This is a genomic window from Mesorhizobium sp. M0968 (assembly GCF_040319065.1).
Lineage (GTDB): Bacteria > Pseudomonadota > Alphaproteobacteria > Rhizobiales > Rhizobiaceae > Mesorhizobium.
The window spans coordinates 72,945-89,045 of sequence record NZ_JAMYNL010000013.1 but is presented as its reverse complement, the minus strand read 5'-3'; the positions used below and the strand labels follow the sequence as shown (position 1 = coordinate 89,045).

The following is a 16,101-nucleotide window of genomic DNA, read 5'->3' as shown; positions in this document are numbered from 1 at the left end:
CATACACAGGTTTAGTGTGTGTCGTCGGCGCTACCCTGACGGGCGCAGGGCCTCGCCCATCTTGACCAGCTCGGCAAGCGAACGCGCGGCCATCTTTTCCATGACATGACCCCGGTGGATCTTGACGGTAATCTCGCTGACGCCCAGTTCGCCGGCGACCTGCTTGTTCATCAGGCCGGTGGTGACCAGATCCATCACCTCGCGCTCGCGCGGGGTGAGGGTGGCGTGGCGCGCCCGGAGGGAGGCCAGTTGGGCATCGCCGGCACGGCGCTCACGATCAAGCGCTAGGGCCGCCGAAACTGCATCGAGCATGTCCTGATCGCGGAAGGGCTTGGTCAGGAAGTCGAGGGCGCCCGCTTTCATTGCCTTGACCGACATGGGAACGTCGCCATGGCCGGTCATGAACACGATAGGGATGGCGTTGCCCATCTGGGCCAGTTGGGTCTGGAACTCGAGGCCACTGACGCCGGGCAGGCGGATATCGAGCACCAGGCAGCTTTCCGAGATGACCGGGCCCCGTGCCAGGAAGTCGTTTGGCGAGGCAAACTGCTCTACCCGCATGCCCACCGAGCGGAACAGGCTATCGAGGGCATCGCGGAGCGAGGCGTCATCATCAACGACGAAGACCGTGGGTGCGACAGCCGTCATAGTTGTGTCTCCGTATGTGCAGGTAGATTGAACTCGAACGCAGCGCCGCCCTCTGCAAGCAAGTGGGCCCGCAGGTTGCCGCCATGGGCCTCCACGATCGAGCGGCAGATCGGCAAGCCCATGCCCATGCCTTCGTCCTTGGTGGTGAAAAAGGGCGTGAAGAGCTTTGCGGCGGCATCGCTGCTGAACCCCGGGCCGGTGTCGGTGATTTCAACGGACAATCCAGTGTCCGTGGGTCTCGAACGGATGGTCAGATCGCGCTGGGTGGTGCCTGTCGCGGCCATGGCCTGGATGGCGTTGACGATCAGGTTGATCAGCACCTGCTGCAATTGCACGCGATCGCCCAACGCCGGTGGCAACCCGTCCGCCAAGGCCAACTTGAGGCTGACCTGGTGGCCGGCGATCTCGCGCTGCACCACTCCCAGCGTGTCGTGCACCAGCTCGTTGACATCGACCGGCGCGGCCTGTGGCACGGCTTTGCTGGCGAGCGCGCGCAGACGCTTGATCACTTCGCTGGCGCGGCGCGCATCGGCGATCATGCGTTCGATGGCGGCGGAAACCTCGGCAAGATCAGGCTCGGGCCGCCGCAGCCAGCGCAGTCCGGCTTCGCCATTGGTCACCACGCCCGCCAGCGGCTGGTTCACCTCATGGGCAATCGAAACGGTCAGTTCGCCCAGGGTCGCCACGCGCGACACGTGCGCCAGCTCGGCCTGCGCCTGGTGCAGATCGTTCTCGGCCTGATGCCTGGCTGTGACGTCCATGAAGCTGACCAATACCCTGTCGAGCGCCGGACGGTCTGTTGGCATGGCCACGGTATACAGAACATTGAGCCGCTTGCCGTCGACGGTATCGAACACGCTTTCGGTCTCGAAACTGGATTGTTCCGACCAGATGGCCTCGAGAAGTCGCCAGGTCGATGGCGCTATCTCGGGCGGAATCAGCGACGGCAGGCGCTGGGCAAATACTGCCAGGGTGGGGGCGCGGAACATAGTCAGCGTCCGGTCGTTGGCATTGATCAGCCGCATCAGGCCAGTGACCTCGCCAACTAGATCGGGCCTTTCGCGCGCGATGGCCGCGACGCTGGTGAAGCCTTCGGCCCGCAGGGCCTCCAGTCGCGCCTTGAGGGGCGAAAAGTCCATCTCGAGAATGGCCACGCCGGCCGCCCGGAAGATCGAGCGATAGCGCTGTTCGCTGTCGGCGATCACCGTGATGGTCGAGGCCAGCCGCAGCGCCAGAAAGGTTGTGACGCCGATGGCCGCCAGGCTGAACAGCCCACGTGCTGTGGCGCCGGCCTCGAAATCGGCACTGTGGGTAATGGCAAAGCTGAGGATGGTCAGGCCCATGCAGCCGGCTCCGACCAGCAGGGTACCGCGCCGGTTGGTGAAGTTGAGCGACAGCAGGACGACGGCCACATAGAGCACGGCGACGGCGATATTGAGCGGTGTCAGCGTATCGAAGATGAAGATGCCTGTGGCCAGAACGATAGCCGCGAGAAAGGCATAGCGTGACATGGTGCCCCCAGCCGGAACATATGGCCGAGACATATCATAGGCTTCCGGCGTGGGGACGCGTTTTTGCGGTGACCACAAGAATTTCGCGGGCCACCAGCGCGCAGAGCGCCAGCGCCGCAAGGCCAAGGCAGGCGAGACCAGCGACGCGATGGGCGAGAGCGCCTGCGATGATGCCGGCGAGAAACCCCAGCATCACACTGCCGGTCTGCAGCAGCCTGACTGTGGGCCGGCGGCTGCGGCAGCTGTCGACAAGCTCAATCGCCATCTGGGTGGTATTGCTGGTCATGACATTGGTAGAGGCCGAGCTAGGGAGCAGCAGCCGCACGGTCGCGCTCTGGATGCCCATCGCCGCCAGACCAAACAGGGCCGGCCCGGCCGTGATGGGGTCCGCGCCGTCGTGCAGGCTCGCAATGGTGAGGCCGCACAGGAGCGCGGCCTCAAGGCCGAGCGAGCCGACCATCGCCAGGTGCTGACACGGTCCGAATAGTCGAACGATGGCGGTGGTCACCATGCCAGCGAGGAGGAAAACGGGGATGGCGAGCACCTTGACGCCCAGACCGTCACCGTCGCCGAACAGGCCTGATCCAGCCACGACGTAGCTGCCTGTCACCTGGGCGACGAAGAAGCCCGCGAATGCCAGAAAGGTGCAGACATCGACATAGCCGGCGACGAGCGCCAGCATCACCGATAGTCCCGTGTCGCTGCGTTGCGCAGGGCTGGCGTCGTTGTTGGTCAGCATCAACATGCTCCTGGGCGCGCAGCGCCCCGCTCGGAAATAGCTGGCCAGAACCTAGCCGCAGCGACCGCAAGCCGTCGCCCTATACGCACGTATGAGCCGGCCAAACCAGCGTCCGATAGTGCGCTGAGTGGGGCCGCCGTAATTTGTGGCCATCGGGTTTGAAACCAGCAGGGGATGAGACGATGACCATGACCAAGAGCACCAGCCGCCACGTTGCAACACTATCGGGCCAGTCCCGGTTCGACGGCCCGATGGGTTCGATAACCCATGTAGATGCAGGCGATTTGCCGATCATGCGAGGCCTGTCGATCCGTGGGTTGCGCCTGGCTCCAAACGGGGTGCGCGAGCCGCACTGGCACGCCAATGCGCACGAATTGGGTTATTGCCTGCGCGGCGAGGCACTCATCACCATCGCCGCCAACCACGCCCAGCGTGAGAGTTTTGTGGTTGGCCAGGGCGAGATGTTCTTCGTGCCCAGCGGGGCGATGCACAGTATCGAAAACATCGGCAGCGAACCTGCCGAGTTCGTCCTCGCTTTTTCCCATGAACATCCCGAAGACTTCGGCCTAAAGGCCGCCTTCGGCGCCATGAGCAATGCGGTTCTGGGCAATACCTATGACCTGCCCAGCGCTGCCTTCGAGGACTTTGATCGCCAGCAGGCTGACCTTGAGATCGTTGCTGTGCAGGGCCACACCCTGGTCGAGGGCCAGGCGCGCCATGTCAATGCTTACAAGTATAGCGTTGAGGCCACGCCGCCGCAGATCGATTTCCCGGCCGGCACCGCCCACACGACCAAGGCCGCCCTCTGGCCAGCGCTGCGCGACATTGCCATGTTCTCGGTACGGATAACCGATCGGGGCGCGCGCGAGCCGCACTGGCATCCTGAGACCGCCGAAATGGGTTATGTCGCGGCGGGCACCGCCCGCATGACCATTCTGGATCCGGATGGAAAGATCGATACCTACACGGTGACGCAGGGCGACGTGTATTTCATCCCGCCGGCCTATCCCCACCACATCGAAAACATCGGAGCGGGCACGTTCCACGCCCTGATCTTCTTTGACCAGGTATCGCCCGGGGACGTCGGCTACCGGTCGCTGATCAATGTGTTTCCGCGCAGCGTGCTGGCGCAGTCCTTTGGCATTGCGGAAGACCAGTTGCCGCATTTTCCCTACACCGAGATCGACCCGCTCCTCGTGCCGCGCACCAATCCCATCGACCCCGTGATCTAGCCGCCGTTCCCCTTTCAAACGCCTACCCAACCAGAAGGAATTCAACATGAGCAACCTGACCGCACCCCTGCTTACCCCCACCGACCTGGGCAATGGCGCCAGCCATGATATTTCGGCCGCCCTGACGGGCCTGCTGGCCGATACGTTCGCGCTCTATCTCAAGACCAAGAACTTCCATTGGCATATGTCTGGGCCACATTTCCGCGATTATCACCTAATGCTCGACGAGCAGGGCGACCAAATCTTTGCCATGACCGATGTGATCGCTGAGCGGGCCCGCAAGCTCGGTGGCACCACCCTGCGTTCGATCGGCCAGATTGCCCGCACACAGCGTATTGCCGACAATGATGCCGCCTTCGTTACCCCCGGCGACATGCTGGCCGAACTGGCCAGCGACAACCAGCAGCTGCTCGTGATCCTGCGGGCCTGCCACGGTGCTGCCGATGAGTACAAGGATGTTGCGACCACCAGCCTGATCGAAGTTTGGATCGACGAAACCGAGCGCCGCGTGTGGTTCCTCTACGAATCCAACCGTCGCGCCTGAGTTTGCACGGTGGTGCCGGCCAGTCCGGCGCCACTGCCCCTTGAGAGCCTGACCTTTCACCACGCCGCCGCTATGCGCGGCCACCGAGCCGGAACGATTTGCCATGAGCAGGAATGTTGCTGAACTGATGGTCGAGACACTGGCCGCCGCCGGCGTGAAACGGATCTATGGCGTGGTTGGCGACAGTCTGAACGGGTTTACCGATGCCTTGCGGACCCATGACGAGATCGAATGGATCCACGTTCGGCATGAAGAGGTTGCCGCCTTTGCCTCCGCAGGGGAGTCCCAGGTTACCGGGGAACTCGCAGTGTGTGCGGGGTCATGCGGCCCGGGCAATCTGCATCTGATCAATGGTCTGTTTGATGCCCATCGCAGCCGCACGCCGGTTCTCGCGATCGCGGCGCAGATTCCGACCGCTGAAATCGGTAGCGGGTATTTCCAGGAAACACATCCGCAGAACCTTTTCGCCGAATGCAGCCACTATTGCGAACTGGTGTCTGATCCGAGCCAGCTGCCATATGTGCTCGAAAATGCCATTCGCGCTGCCGTGGGCATGCGCGGCGTTGCCGTCGTGGTCATTCCCGGCGACGTCGCCCTGCGCGACGCCCCGCCTCGCGCTGTCGCCAGCCGGCAAAGTCTGCTGCCGTCTCTGCCCCAGGTTTACCCGGCCGATGCCGACATCGAGGCGCTGGCGCAACTGATCGGCGAGGCGCGCAAGGTGACACTGTTCGGCGGTCGCGGTTGTGCCGGCGCCCATGCGCCGCTGATGGCGCTGGCCGAGGCCCTGAAAGCGCCAATCGTCCATGCCCTGGGCGGCAAGGAATATGTCGAATACGACAATCCCCATGACGTGGGAATGACCGGGTTCATCGGCTTTGCCTCGGGCTATGAGGCCATGCACGACTGCGACCTGCTGGTCATGCTGGGGACCGACTTCCCCTACAAGCAATTCCTGCCGTCTACATGCAAAATAGCCCAGGTCGATATTCGACCCGAGAACCTGGGGCGCCGGGTACGTCTCGACGTCGGCGTGGTCGGCGATGTGGGGCTGACGATTGCCGCGCTCTTGCCCCATGTGCCGGCGCGCACAGACCGGGCCCATCTGGATAAATCGCTCAAGCGCTACGCCGCTTCACGCAAGGGGCTCGATGATCTGGCCGCGGGCACCGCAGGGCGCGGGCCGATCCATCCGCAATATCTGACCAAGGTGGTCAGTGACCTGGCAGCCGAGGATGCCGTGTTCACCTTCGATGTCGGCACGCCCACCATCTGGGTGGCCCGCTATCTCGAGATGAATGGCCGGCGCCGGCTGGTAGGTTCGCTGGCACATGGTTCGATGGCCAATGCCATGCCGCAAGCCATCGGCATCCAGGCGGCGCAGCCCGGCCGCCAGGTGGTCGCGCTCGCCGGCGACGGTGGCTTCTCGATGCTGATGGGCGACCTGATCACGCTGCGCCAGCAGAATCTGCCGGTCAAGATCATCATCCTCAACAATGGCGTACTGGGCTTTGTCGCCATGGAAATGAAAGCGGGCGGGTTTCTCGAAACCGGTGTGTCGCTGGATAATCCCGACTTTGCCGCCATGGCACGGGCCATGGGCATCCATGCCATCCGCGTCGAGGATTCGGGCGAGTTGCCCGGTGCAGTCGCCGACATTCTGGCCCATGACGGACCGGCCCTGCTTGATGTCGTCAGCGCCACACAGGAGCTGTCCATGCCGCCCACGATCACCAGCGCCGAAATGAAGGGCTTCGGCCTGTGGATGATCCGCGCCGTGATGAGCGGTCGCGGCGATGAGGTGATCGATCTCGCCGCGACCAATCTGCTGCCCCGCTAGGAAATGACCTCTTCTGAAGAGAAGTCCGCTGCGGGCCTATCGGACATGGGCTTCGTCCTTAATCACCCCGAGGTCTTTTTGCCTCGCCCTGTGGGTATTTGGAAGCTACAGGCAAGCAGGCGCGAGCGAAGATCGGTATCAGACTCAACTATCGGCATGTCCGAAATATGCTACAATTTTCGGACACTCCGCGGCGCCCAAAACTCCAAAATTGGAACTCGCATTTTCGCATTGAAGTATATGGCCCGATGGCCCGCGCTCTGGACTATCCGAGAGCATCGAATGCCTCCTTCCGCAGGGGGCACGACATCATCCCGGTTGACTCTTAACCAAGACGAGAACAAATGTAGAACATATCACGGGCTTTCCGCGTTTCAAGGGTCAGATGAGTGTATCGGCGCCCCCTGCTGTCATTTCCGAGCTTCGAGAACGAATCGCGCGTCTCGAAGGTGGAAATGCGCGCGCGCGTACGGTTTTGCCGTTCGGAGTGGCCGCGATCGACAGGGTTCTGCCGGGAGGGGGACTGGCTTTTGGCGGTCTGCACGAGGTCGCAGGCGGTGGCAATGGCGCCGTCGATGGCGCGGCCGCTGCACTCTTCGCTGCCGGTATTGCCGCGCGCACGGTCGGCAAGGTGCTGTGGTGCGTTACCCGGCCCGATCTTTTTGCGCCGGCAATCGAACAGGCCGGTCTTCCTCCAGGGCGGGTAATCTATGTCGAAGCCGGCGACGAAAAATCCATTCTCGCCTGTTTCGAAGAGGGTCTTCGCGGAGGTTTTGGCGCTGTCGTTGCCGAGATTGCCCGGCTTTCGATGACGGCCTCACGGCGGCTTCAGCTTGCCGCCGAAAGCTCCGGCGCCATCGGCATCGCCATTCGCCGCTGGCGTCGGCAGACGGAGGCAACGGATTTTGGGCAGCCAACCGCCGCCGAGACACGCTGGCGGGTGTCGGTCCTGCCGTCGACACCATTGCCGGTGCCGGGGATTGGACGGGCGCGCTGGCACGTTGAACTGATCCGATGCCGTGCAGGAGAGAGTGCAGATTTCATAGTGGAGGCTTGCGATGCCAAGGGTCGTATCGCTCTTCCTTCCGATGTGGCCGACAGACCGCTTCAGAAGGAAATCGGGCGACGCCGCGCCTCCGCCTGAGACGCCGCTCGTCCTCATCGGCCGTGACGGGCGCCGCCGTGTCGTGCTTGCCGCTGATGCTGCAGCCCACGCAGCGGGCCTGCGCATCGGCATTCCGGCGAGCAAGGCGCAGGCGCTGGTCCCGGGCCTGATCGTCCATGATGCCGAGCCCGATGACGACGCCATGGCGCTCGAGCGGTTGGCGCTGTGGGCGCTACGTCGCTATGCGCCGATCGTCGCCGCCGATCCGCCGGACGGTCTCGTGATCGACACGACCGGCGCCGACCATCTGCATGGCGGCGAGGCGGCAATGCTCACCGATATGGTGGAGCGACTTGGCGGCTCCGGTCTAGCCGCGCGTGCCGCGGTCGCTGATAGATGGGGTGCAGCCCACGCGCTGGCGCGCTTCGGCACGCGGCAGATCCTTGTGGTTCCATCCGGTGAGATCGCACAGGCGATCCTGCCTTTGCCGATCGCGGCGCTTCGCCTACCCGCCGTGACGATCGATGGTCTGCGTCGGCTCGGCTTCGAGACGATTGCGGACCTCGCCGCTACGCCACGCGCGTCGCTCGCCTTGCGTTTCGGACCGGAACCCGGTCGCCGCCTCGACCAGGCGTTCGGGCGGGTGAGTGAACCGATAGAGCCGATCCGACCGCAGGAAATCGTCGAAGTGCGCCGCAATTTTGCCGAACCGATCGGCGCGGCAGAGACGATCGCGCGCTATACGGGCAAGCTGGTGGCCGAGCTTTGCGCCGCACTCGAGACGCGAGGGCTTGGCGCGCGCCGGCTCGACCTTCTGTTCTTCCGCGTCGATAATCGGATCGAGGCGATCCGCGTCGGCACGGCAATGCCGGTTCGCGATACGAAGCGCTTGACCCGGCTTCTCACAGATAAAATAGAAACGATCGATTCAGGGTTCGGCATCGAGCTTATGCGGCTTGCCGCGACCGTTGCCGAGCCGCTGCGGGCCAAGCAGATGATTTCCACGCTCGCCGAGGCGCCGGAGCCAGACGTTTCGGATGTGATCGACGTTCTCGCCAACCGTGTCGGCGAGGACCGGCTCTATCGCTTCGCCCCGGTGCAGAGCGACGTTCCCGAACGGTCGGTTCAACGCATTGCCCCAATGGCGCCTGATACCGGCGAGGGCTGGCCCGGCCATTGGCCGCGCCCATCGCGGTTGCTGCCGCGGCCCGAGCCGATCGAAACAGTGGCGCTTCTCCCGGACCATCCGCCCGTGACCTTCACCTGGCGCGGCGTTCGCCGGCGCGTGAAACGGGCGGACGGCCCAGAACGCGTCTTCGGGGAATGGTGGAAGCGCGACGCGGAGCTGGCTGCGGTGCGGGACTACTTCCAGGTCGAGGATGAGAACGGCGAACGCTACTGGGTCTTCCGTGCCGGCGACGGAGAGGATGCCACGACCGGATCGCACAAGTGGTTCATGCACGGAATCTTCGGATGACTGTCGGAACCCGATATGCCGAGTTGCAGGTGACCTCGCATTTCTCGTTCCTGCGTGGAGCATCATCCTGCGAAGAGCTGTTTGCGCAGGCGGCACTGCTCGGCATCGAAGCGCTGGCAGTCGTCGATCGCAATTCGCTTGCCGGCATCGTGCGCGCCCACGAAGCGGCGAAGGCGACAGGCGTGCGGCTGATCGTCGGCTGCCGTCTCGATCTCGCCGACGGCATGTCGGTCCTGGTCTATCCGACCGACCGACCGGCTTACTCGAGGCTCTGTCGCTTGCTGACGCTCGGGAAGGGCAGGGCCGGCAAAGCCAAGTGTCATCTCGAATGGGATGATGTCGTCGCCTATGGCGAAGGTCTGATCGCGATCCTGGTGCCGGACCACGCCGATGATATTTGTGCCGTTCGTTTGCGGCGGCTGCGCGAGATCTTCGGCGATCGCGCCTATCTGGCGCTCACCTTGCGCAGGCGCCCGAACGACCAGCTCCGGCTTTACGAGCTGGCCAACCTGGCGGCCGCGATGGGGGTGCGAACCGTCGTTACCAATGACGTGCTTTTCCACGAGCCGGCCCGCCGCATGATGCAGGATGTCGTCACCTGCATTCGCCATAACGTCACCATCGACGACGCCGGCTTCCGGCGCGAACGTCATGCCGACCGCTATCTCAAACCGGGCGATGAAATGGCGCGGCTGTTCAGCCGTTACCCCGAGGCGCTGGCGTGCACCGCCGAAATCGCCGGCCGCTGCCGGTTCTCGCTCGACGAGCTCGCCTATCAATACCCCGAGGAAAAAACGATGCCGGGTCTCACCGCCCAGCAGGCGCTGGAAAAACTGACCTGGGAAGGTGCAGCCCGCCGTTACCCCGAGGGCTTGCCCGACAAGGTGATCAAGATCCTGAAGCACGAGCTGCGGCTGATCGAGACGCTCAAATATGCGCCGTACTTCCTGACCGTCAACTCGATCGTCCGCTTCGCCCGCAGCCGGGACATCCTCTGCCAGGGCCGCGGCTCGGCCGCCAATTCCGCCGTCTGCTATGTGCTTGGCATCACCTCCATCGATCCGGAACGCAACAACCTTCTGTTCGAGCGCTTCGTTTCGCAGGAGCGGCGCGAGCCGCCCGACATCGATGTCGATTTCGAGCATGAACGGCGCGAGATCGTCATGCAGTGGGTTTATGAAACCTACGGGCGCGATCACGCAGCACTTTGCTCCACCGTCATCCGCTATCGCACCAAGGGTGCTGTCCGTGATGTCGGCAAGGCGCTCGGCCTGCCCGAGGACATGACCAAACTTCTGTCCTCGCAGGTCTGGGGCCATGGCGAAGCAGTGGATGAGCAGCGCGCCGGCGAGCTCAATCTCAATCTCGGCGATCGGCGGCTGCGCCTGACCCTCGAACTCGCGGCGCAACTTGCCGGCACGCCTCGCCACCTCTCGCAGCATCCTGGCGGCTTTGTCCTGACCCATGATCGGCTTGACGACCTCGTGCCGATCGAGCCGGCGGCGATGAAGGACCGCCAGGTGGTGGAATGGGACAAGGACGATATCGACGCCCTCAAATTCATGAAGGTGGATGTCCTGGCCCTGGGCATGCTTACCTGCATGAAGAAGTCATTCGATCTCCTGTCCGAGCACAAGGGCATCGCCCTCGACCTGGCGACGATCCCGGCTGAGGATCCGCTCACCTATGCGATGATCCGCAAGGCCGATACGCTTGGCGTGTTTCAGATCGAGTCGCGCGCGCAGATGTCGATGCTGCCGCGCATGAAGCCCCGCACTTTCTACGACCTGGTCATTGAGGTCGCTATCGTCCGTCCGGGGCCGATCCAGGGCGACATGGTCCATCCCTATCTTCGCCGGCGCGACGGAACGGAAGAGGTGACGTTTCCGACGCCGGAGCTCGAGCGCGTGCTCGGCAAGACGCTCGGCGTGCCGCTGTTTCAGGAGCAGGCGATGCAGGTCTCGATGGTCTGCGCCGGCTTTTCAGCCGGCGAGGCCGACCAGCTGCGGCGCGCCATGGCCACCTTCAAGCACACTGGCGGCGTCTCGAAATTCCGCGACAAGCTGATCAACGGGATGATCGCCAACGGCTACACCCCGGAGTTTGCCGAAAAGACCTTCTCGCAACTCGAAGGGTTCGGCAGCTACGGCTTCCCCGAAAGCCACGCCGCTTCCTTCGCGCTGATCGCCTACGCCTCATCCTGGATGAAGTGCTGGCATCCGGATGTCTTCTGTGCCGCGTTGCTGAATTCGCAGCCGATGGGCTTCTATCTGCCGGCCCAGATCGTGCGTGATGCTCGCGATCATGGCGTCGAGGTGCGTCCGGTCTGCGTCAATGCAAGCCGCTGGGATTGCACGCTGGAGCCGACCGATGCCGAAGATCGCTTCGCTGTCCGCCTCGGTCTGCGCATGGTGAAGGGTCTCGCCAATGATGACGGGGCGGCGATCATTGCTGCGCGGGCCGATGAGCCCTTCGTCTCGGTTGACGATCTCTGGCGCCGCGCCGGCGTGCCGGCGGCTTCACTTGTCCAGCTCGCCGAGGCCGACGCCTTTCTGCCGGATCTGAACCTTGCCCGCCGCGATGCGCTCTGGGCGATTAAGGCGCTGCGCGATGAACCTTTGCCGCTGTTCGCGGCCGCCACGTCCCGTGAACAGAAAACGGTGCCTGAAATCCACGAGCCTGTCATCACGCTCAGACCGATGACGGCCGGGCGCGAGGTTGTCGAGGATTACGGTCATGTCGGGCTGACCTTGCGCAGCCATCCGGTGTCGTTTCTACGCGCCGATCTACGCCGGCGTCGCATCGTGACTTGCCAGGAAGCCATGCAGGCGAGGGACAAACGATGGCTCGAGGCCGCTGGCCTGGTGCTGGTGCGGCAAAGGCCGGGCTCGGCCAAAGGCGTCATGTTCCTCACCATGGAGGATGAGACCGGCGCCGCCAACGTCGTTGTCTGGGTCAAGGTGTTCGAGAAATTCCGGCGCGTGCTTCTTTCGTCGGCCATGCTCGGCGTGAGCGGCCGCATCCAGCGGGAAGGGGAGGTGGTGCATCTCGTTGCCCACGAGTTGACCGATCTTTCGGCCGAACTCGCCAGCGTCGGAAACCGCGACACGCCATTTCCATTGCCACACGGCCGCGGTGACGAGGCCCATCATGGCGGATCGGGCATCGATCCGCGCGGCATGCCGAAAACGCGCGATATCGTCGATCCCTACGAGCACATCGACCGCATCAAGGTGAAGACGCGGGATTTCCGATAGAGCTGCAGCGGTTATCATGTGGTAGTCTCGCCCGCATGACGACGCTTTATCTCAATTGGCGCGCAAGACGGTGAATCCCACAAAGCCGAATAAAACGCATCCGCCGAAATGGATCGAGCCTCAGCTCACGCGCCTGGTCGACGAAGCGCCCAACGGCCCCGATTGGCTTCACGAAATCAAGTACGACGGATACCGCATGCACGCACGGATCGACGGCAGCGACATCCGCTTGCTTACCCGCACCGGCCTCGATTGGTCGCATCGATATCGAGCGACGATAGCGGCCCTGCGCGCGCTCCCGGTGAAAGACGCATATGTCGACGGGGAGCTGTGCGCCGTTCGGGCCGACGGTGTCACCTCCTTCAGCCGTCTGCAAGCCGCTATGGACGAGGGCCGCACGGGCGATCTTGCCTTCTTTGCTTTCGATCTTCTGTTTCTCAACGGAGAAAGCATTGCGAAGCTGCCGCTGATAGATCGCAAGGCGCGGCTGGAAGGCCTGTTTTCGAACGACATGCCCGGCCTGCACTTCAGCGGTCACGTGATCGGCGACGGGCCTGCGTTCCGCAAGCACGCCTGCCGGCTTGCACTCGAGGGCGCTATCTCAAAGCGGATCGACAGCGCCTATGCATCCGGTAATCGCGGCCTATGGGTCAAGTCAAAGTGTCTCAACAGAGAGGAATTCATCGTCGTCGGCTGGACCGATCCGACGGGAAGCCGCCCGCATATCGGCTCGCTGCTTCTCGGCTACTACACCGATGATGGTCGTCTGATGTACGCGGGCCGCGCCGGCACGGGCATCACGGTTGCAGAGCTCAAGCGATTGGCTGGCCGGCTTGAACCACTTCAGGCAGCTCGAATGCCCCTCGACGCCCCACCGCCCCGCGAGAGCCGGTTCGGCTCGCCGCTTGAGCTGTCGCGCGTGCATTGGGTCAGGCCTGAAATGGTGGTCGAGGTCGCCTATCTCACCTGGACGGAAGACAATCTCCTGCGTCAGGTTTCGTATCAAGGTGAGCGGCAGGATAAGCCAGCCCGGCAGGTGGTGCGTTCCGTGCCCCATCCCTGATCGGCATCGGTCGCCGACCGGTTCATTCATCCGACTTGCTTCACCTGCAGCGTGCCGGGTGAAAGGGGCTTGATCAGCGACTTGGCCGGCACCGAAGGGTCGAGCCAATCCGCCCACGCGCCGCGATCGAGGATTACGATCTCCCGGTCGTGGTAGGGCGCGATGTCGGGTCGTGGCTCCATCGTCAGCATGGTGAATGCCTCGCCGACCTCAGGCGTTTCACGCCAGATGCCGGCGATGCAGAAGATCGGCTCCTCCCTCTTTGTGAAGAGCCACTTGTCCTTGCGCTTCTTCTTGGGGTCTTCCGGATCGGTGAATTCGTAAAAGCCGTCCGCCACGATCAGGCAGCGACCGGACGTGAATTCTCGGGCCCTCCGAACGGAAATTATAGACCAGCCGCTTGTTCGGTCCGGGCCAGCTCCAGCGACGTTGCATCATATCGTCTTCGCCTCGGACGCCCTCGATCGTCCTGATGATCGGCGCCACGTCCGTGATCTTGATGTCCTCTCGCGCCTCGAGGTTCGGCGCTCCTTCGCCGAAGCGGATTTTGATCTTCAGGTCGGCGAAGTCGTCCACGATCGAAGCGACATCCACCGTCAATCGATAGTCATTGCACATCGGTCCTCCGTCCGATCGCATTGCACCGCGATCGTGTTCGACCGGCAGATGGCGGTGCTGCGGCGCGATCAGCGGATGGCTTGGCTCGACAGGGCCGGCTTGGAAGAAGAGCTGCTTCGGCCGTTGCCTGCCGGCACGTTCGTGGTTTCGCAACAGGCGGCGCTTGCATTTTGAAGCAAAAACCCGACCTTCGTGATCTCGCCAGCCATCCGCCGCTGTCACTATGATCTAATATCATTTGGACCTCAGTCGCTGCGTAGGATTTTGGCTTCTAACGCCGCTGCAACGAAGGCCCGTCTCGCAACCGGCGTCTGGGCTTCACCTCGCAGAACCTGAAGACATGCATCCATAGCCAGTTTTCGCCTCTCCGTCGGATGAGGGACACTTCGCAGCAGGATCGTGGCTGCGTCGTTCACATCGAATATGACTCGCTCACGGTCATGCCGGCCAATTTGCACCACCACGGGCCGGACGAACCTGCTCGACATGCAATTACCTTCTCCGTTCCGACTTCAATACCGTTGTTTGCGTGTCATGACGTTGGGTCAATTCATAGTGTATGGCCTCAGCTACGGCCAGCGACGTCAAGACCCAGAAAAGCCCTTTCCTTAAACGATGACAGGTTCCCTGGGTCGATGACCACTGGTGCACAAGCACTGCCTCCCCAGTTACCGCATAGGCCCCATACGTTGTCATTGGCGGCCGTGGCTACCCGTACGGCAGCCGTGCCGCAACGTATGTTCCGCGCCTACGCCAGCGCGCCAGCTCGATGGCGCAATGGTTCGGCTCTACGATCCGTGACATAAGCTGACAGAACCAGCATTCAGGCGACCGCTCGGCTATGCGAGCGCACAACGTTTGGCCGCGTGCGCCGCCTGACACGCGGTTCAAGATCCGCGAAAGGTTGCCAAGGATGGTCATTGGCTCCTCCACGGAATTGCTGACGACGCGCGATCCTGATTTGTGATGAAGGCGAGCAGGTCGGCGTTGATCTGATCCTGGTGCGTGGCTGTAATGCCGTGAGGCGCGCCCGGGTAGTAGATGTTCTTCGCGCCCTTGATCAACTTCGCCGACTTCCGCGCCGAATCCTCGACCGGGACGATCTGATCGTCTTCCCCGTGCAGAACCAGCGTCGGCACGTCGAATTTCTTCAGATCCTGGGAGAAGTCCGTCTCCGAGAATGCCTTGACGCTTTCGTAGGCGTTGAGCAGGCCGGCCTGCATGCTCCAGAGCCAGAACTGGTCGAGCATACCCTGCGAGACGTTCGTGCCCTCCCGGTTGGCGCCGTAGAATGCGACTGCCAGATCCTTGTAGTATTGCGATCGGTCCTTGACGAGGCCAGCGCGAATGCCGTCGAACACCTCGATCGGCAGTCCTTCCGGATTGGCCTCGGTCTTGAGCATGATCGGCGGAACGGCGGCGATAAGAACAGCCTTGGCGACCCGCTCGGTCCCGTGCCGTCCGATATAGCGAGCGACCTCGCCTCCACCGGTCGAATGTCCGACCAACGTGGCGTCCTGAAGGTCCAGCGCCTCGATCACGGCTGCGAGATCGTCGGCATAGCCGTTCATATCGTTGCCGGACGAGGCTTGGCTCGACCGCCCATGGCCGCGTCGGTCGTGCGCAACCACACGGAAACCGTTTCGCGCGAGGAACAGCATTTGGCCGTCCCAGGCGTCGGAATTCAGCGGCCAGCCGTGCGAGAACGTCACAACCGGGCCCTTGCCCCAGTCCTTGTAATAAAGTTCGGTGCCGTCCTTGGTTGTGATTGTGCTCATCGTTTTCGTTCCTTTGTTTGATTGGGAGGTGGGAAGGTCTTGCTTTCGGGTAGTCCGAGCCGCACCAGTGACGGTCAGTCCGGCTGCAACCGCTGCGCTAAGGCTGGCCAACAAGACATCGCGACGGGATCCGCCAACCGAGAAAAGTCCATCCTTGTTCATTCATGCATTGTCCTCGGCTCTGAAGTCCGGCTCCATTGGACCGAGGTATCGCCGATACCTTTGTACCGACGAGGACGGCCCCGAGGTCTCGTGGCGGACCTCGGCGCTGCCGGGAGATGAGTTCACGGAG

Annotated in this window: 13 protein-coding genes and 1 pseudogene; 8 read left to right on the top strand and 6 right to left on the bottom strand. The window is 63.0% G+C overall.

The annotated features are described in order from the left end of the window. Window positions 1-30: 30 nt before the first annotated feature. The 3 genes from NKH67_RS21520 to NKH67_RS21510 are packed head-to-tail and all read right to left on the bottom strand — an operon-like array spanning window position 31 to window position 2,898. The gene (locus NKH67_RS21520; RefSeq protein ID WP_352502293.1) at window positions 31-648 is read right to left on the bottom strand and encodes a response regulator transcription factor; all 618 of its coding nucleotides are present in this window, start codon (window positions 646-648) and stop codon (window positions 31-33) included. Next, window positions 645-2,285: a sensor histidine kinase gene (locus NKH67_RS21515; protein ID WP_353031795.1), complete on the bottom strand. Its 1,641-nt coding sequence runs from the start codon at window positions 2,283-2,285 to the stop codon at window positions 645-647. The genes NKH67_RS21520 and NKH67_RS21515 overlap by 4 nt, the downstream gene beginning before the upstream one ends. After that, window positions 2,194-2,898, bottom strand: coding sequence for a YoaK family protein (locus tag NKH67_RS21510; RefSeq protein WP_352502295.1), 705 nt, complete (start codon window positions 2,896-2,898; stop codon window positions 2,194-2,196). Before NKH67_RS21510 ends, NKH67_RS21515 begins: the two co-directional genes overlap by 92 nt. A gap of 182 nt (window positions 2,899-3,080) precedes the next feature. Between NKH67_RS21510 and NKH67_RS21505 the strand changes: the two genes are divergently transcribed. From NKH67_RS21505 to ligD, 7 genes are all read left to right on the top strand, one after another. Then, window positions 3,081-4,130, top strand: a complete 1,050-nt coding sequence (locus NKH67_RS21505) for a cupin domain-containing protein (RefSeq protein ID WP_352502296.1) — start codon at window positions 3,081-3,083, stop codon at window positions 4,128-4,130. A gap of 46 nt (window positions 4,131-4,176) precedes the next feature. Then, window positions 4,177-4,674, top strand: a complete 498-nt coding sequence (locus NKH67_RS21500; RefSeq protein ID WP_352502297.1) for a Dps family protein — start codon at window positions 4,177-4,179, stop codon at window positions 4,672-4,674. 103 nt (window positions 4,675-4,777) lie between these two features. Then, the gene (poxB, locus tag NKH67_RS21495; protein ID WP_352502298.1) at window positions 4,778-6,511 is read left to right on the top strand and encodes a ubiquinone-dependent pyruvate dehydrogenase; all 1,734 of its coding nucleotides are present in this window, start codon (window positions 4,778-4,780) and stop codon (window positions 6,509-6,511) included. 385 nt (window positions 6,512-6,896) lie between these two features. Beyond that, window positions 6,897-7,655, top strand: a complete 759-nt coding sequence (locus NKH67_RS21490) for an ImuA family protein (RefSeq protein WP_352502299.1) — start codon at window positions 6,897-6,899, stop codon at window positions 7,653-7,655. Continuing rightward, window positions 7,570-9,093: a Y-family DNA polymerase gene (locus NKH67_RS21485; protein ID WP_352502300.1), complete on the top strand. Its 1,524-nt coding sequence runs from the start codon at window positions 7,570-7,572 to the stop codon at window positions 9,091-9,093. Before NKH67_RS21490 ends, NKH67_RS21485 begins: the two co-directional genes overlap by 86 nt. Then, window positions 9,090-12,350: an error-prone DNA polymerase gene (locus NKH67_RS21480; protein WP_352502301.1), complete on the top strand. Its 3,261-nt coding sequence runs from the start codon at window positions 9,090-9,092 to the stop codon at window positions 12,348-12,350. The genes NKH67_RS21485 and NKH67_RS21480 overlap by 4 nt, the downstream gene beginning before the upstream one ends. A 55-nt stretch (window positions 12,351-12,405) precedes the next feature. Next, on the top strand, window positions 12,406-13,413 hold the full coding sequence (ligD, locus tag NKH67_RS21475) for a non-homologous end-joining DNA ligase (RefSeq protein ID WP_352502302.1): 1,008 nt from the start codon (window positions 12,406-12,408) through the stop codon (window positions 13,411-13,413). 26 nt (window positions 13,414-13,439) lie between these two features. Here the strand turns inward: ligD and NKH67_RS21470 are convergent. Next, window positions 13,440-13,971, bottom strand: a pseudogene (locus tag NKH67_RS21470) (SOS response-associated peptidase family protein). 93 nt (window positions 13,972-14,064) lie between these two features. Here NKH67_RS21470 and NKH67_RS21465 point away from each other — a divergent pair. After that, window positions 14,065-14,205: a hypothetical protein gene (locus tag NKH67_RS21465; RefSeq protein ID WP_502893789.1), complete on the top strand. Its 141-nt coding sequence runs from the start codon at window positions 14,065-14,067 to the stop codon at window positions 14,203-14,205. A gap of 71 nt (window positions 14,206-14,276) precedes the next feature. Here the strand turns inward: NKH67_RS21465 and NKH67_RS21460 are convergent, their stop codons facing one another. Further along, window positions 14,277-14,519: a DUF982 domain-containing protein gene (locus NKH67_RS21460; RefSeq protein WP_352502303.1), complete on the bottom strand. Its 243-nt coding sequence runs from the start codon at window positions 14,517-14,519 to the stop codon at window positions 14,277-14,279. 429 nt (window positions 14,520-14,948) lie between these two features. Then, complete coding sequence (locus NKH67_RS21455) at window positions 14,949-15,971, bottom strand: alpha/beta fold hydrolase (RefSeq protein ID WP_352502304.1); 1,023 nt, start codon at window positions 15,969-15,971, stop codon at window positions 14,949-14,951. Window positions 15,972-16,101: the final 130 nt, after the last annotated feature.

Coding starts and splice junctions, on each gene's coding strand:
- NKH67_RS21455 (WP_352502304.1), bottom strand. CDS start 15,971: ATGAACAAGGATGGACTTTTCTCGGTTGGCGGATCCCGTCGCGATGTC.
- NKH67_RS21520 (WP_352502293.1), bottom strand. CDS start 648: ATGACGGCTGTCGCACCCACGGTCTTCGTCGTTGATGATGACGCCTCG.
- NKH67_RS21510 (WP_352502295.1), bottom strand. CDS start 2,898: ATGCTGACCAACAACGACGCCAGCCCTGCGCAACGCAGCGACACGGGA.
- NKH67_RS21480 (WP_352502301.1), top strand. CDS start 9,090: ATGACTGTCGGAACCCGATATGCCGAGTTGCAGGTGACCTCGCATTTC.
- NKH67_RS21490 (WP_352502299.1), top strand. CDS start 6,897: ATGAGTGTATCGGCGCCCCCTGCTGTCATTTCCGAGCTTCGAGAACGA.
- NKH67_RS21460 (WP_352502303.1), bottom strand. CDS start 14,519: ATGTCGAGCAGGTTCGTCCGGCCCGTGGTGGTGCAAATTGGCCGGCAT.
- poxB (WP_352502298.1), top strand. CDS start 4,778: ATGAGCAGGAATGTTGCTGAACTGATGGTCGAGACACTGGCCGCCGCC.
- NKH67_RS21505 (WP_352502296.1), top strand. CDS start 3,081: ATGACCATGACCAAGAGCACCAGCCGCCACGTTGCAACACTATCGGGC.
- NKH67_RS21485 (WP_352502300.1), top strand. CDS start 7,570: ATGCCAAGGGTCGTATCGCTCTTCCTTCCGATGTGGCCGACAGACCGC.
- NKH67_RS21500 (WP_352502297.1), top strand. CDS start 4,177: ATGAGCAACCTGACCGCACCCCTGCTTACCCCCACCGACCTGGGCAAT.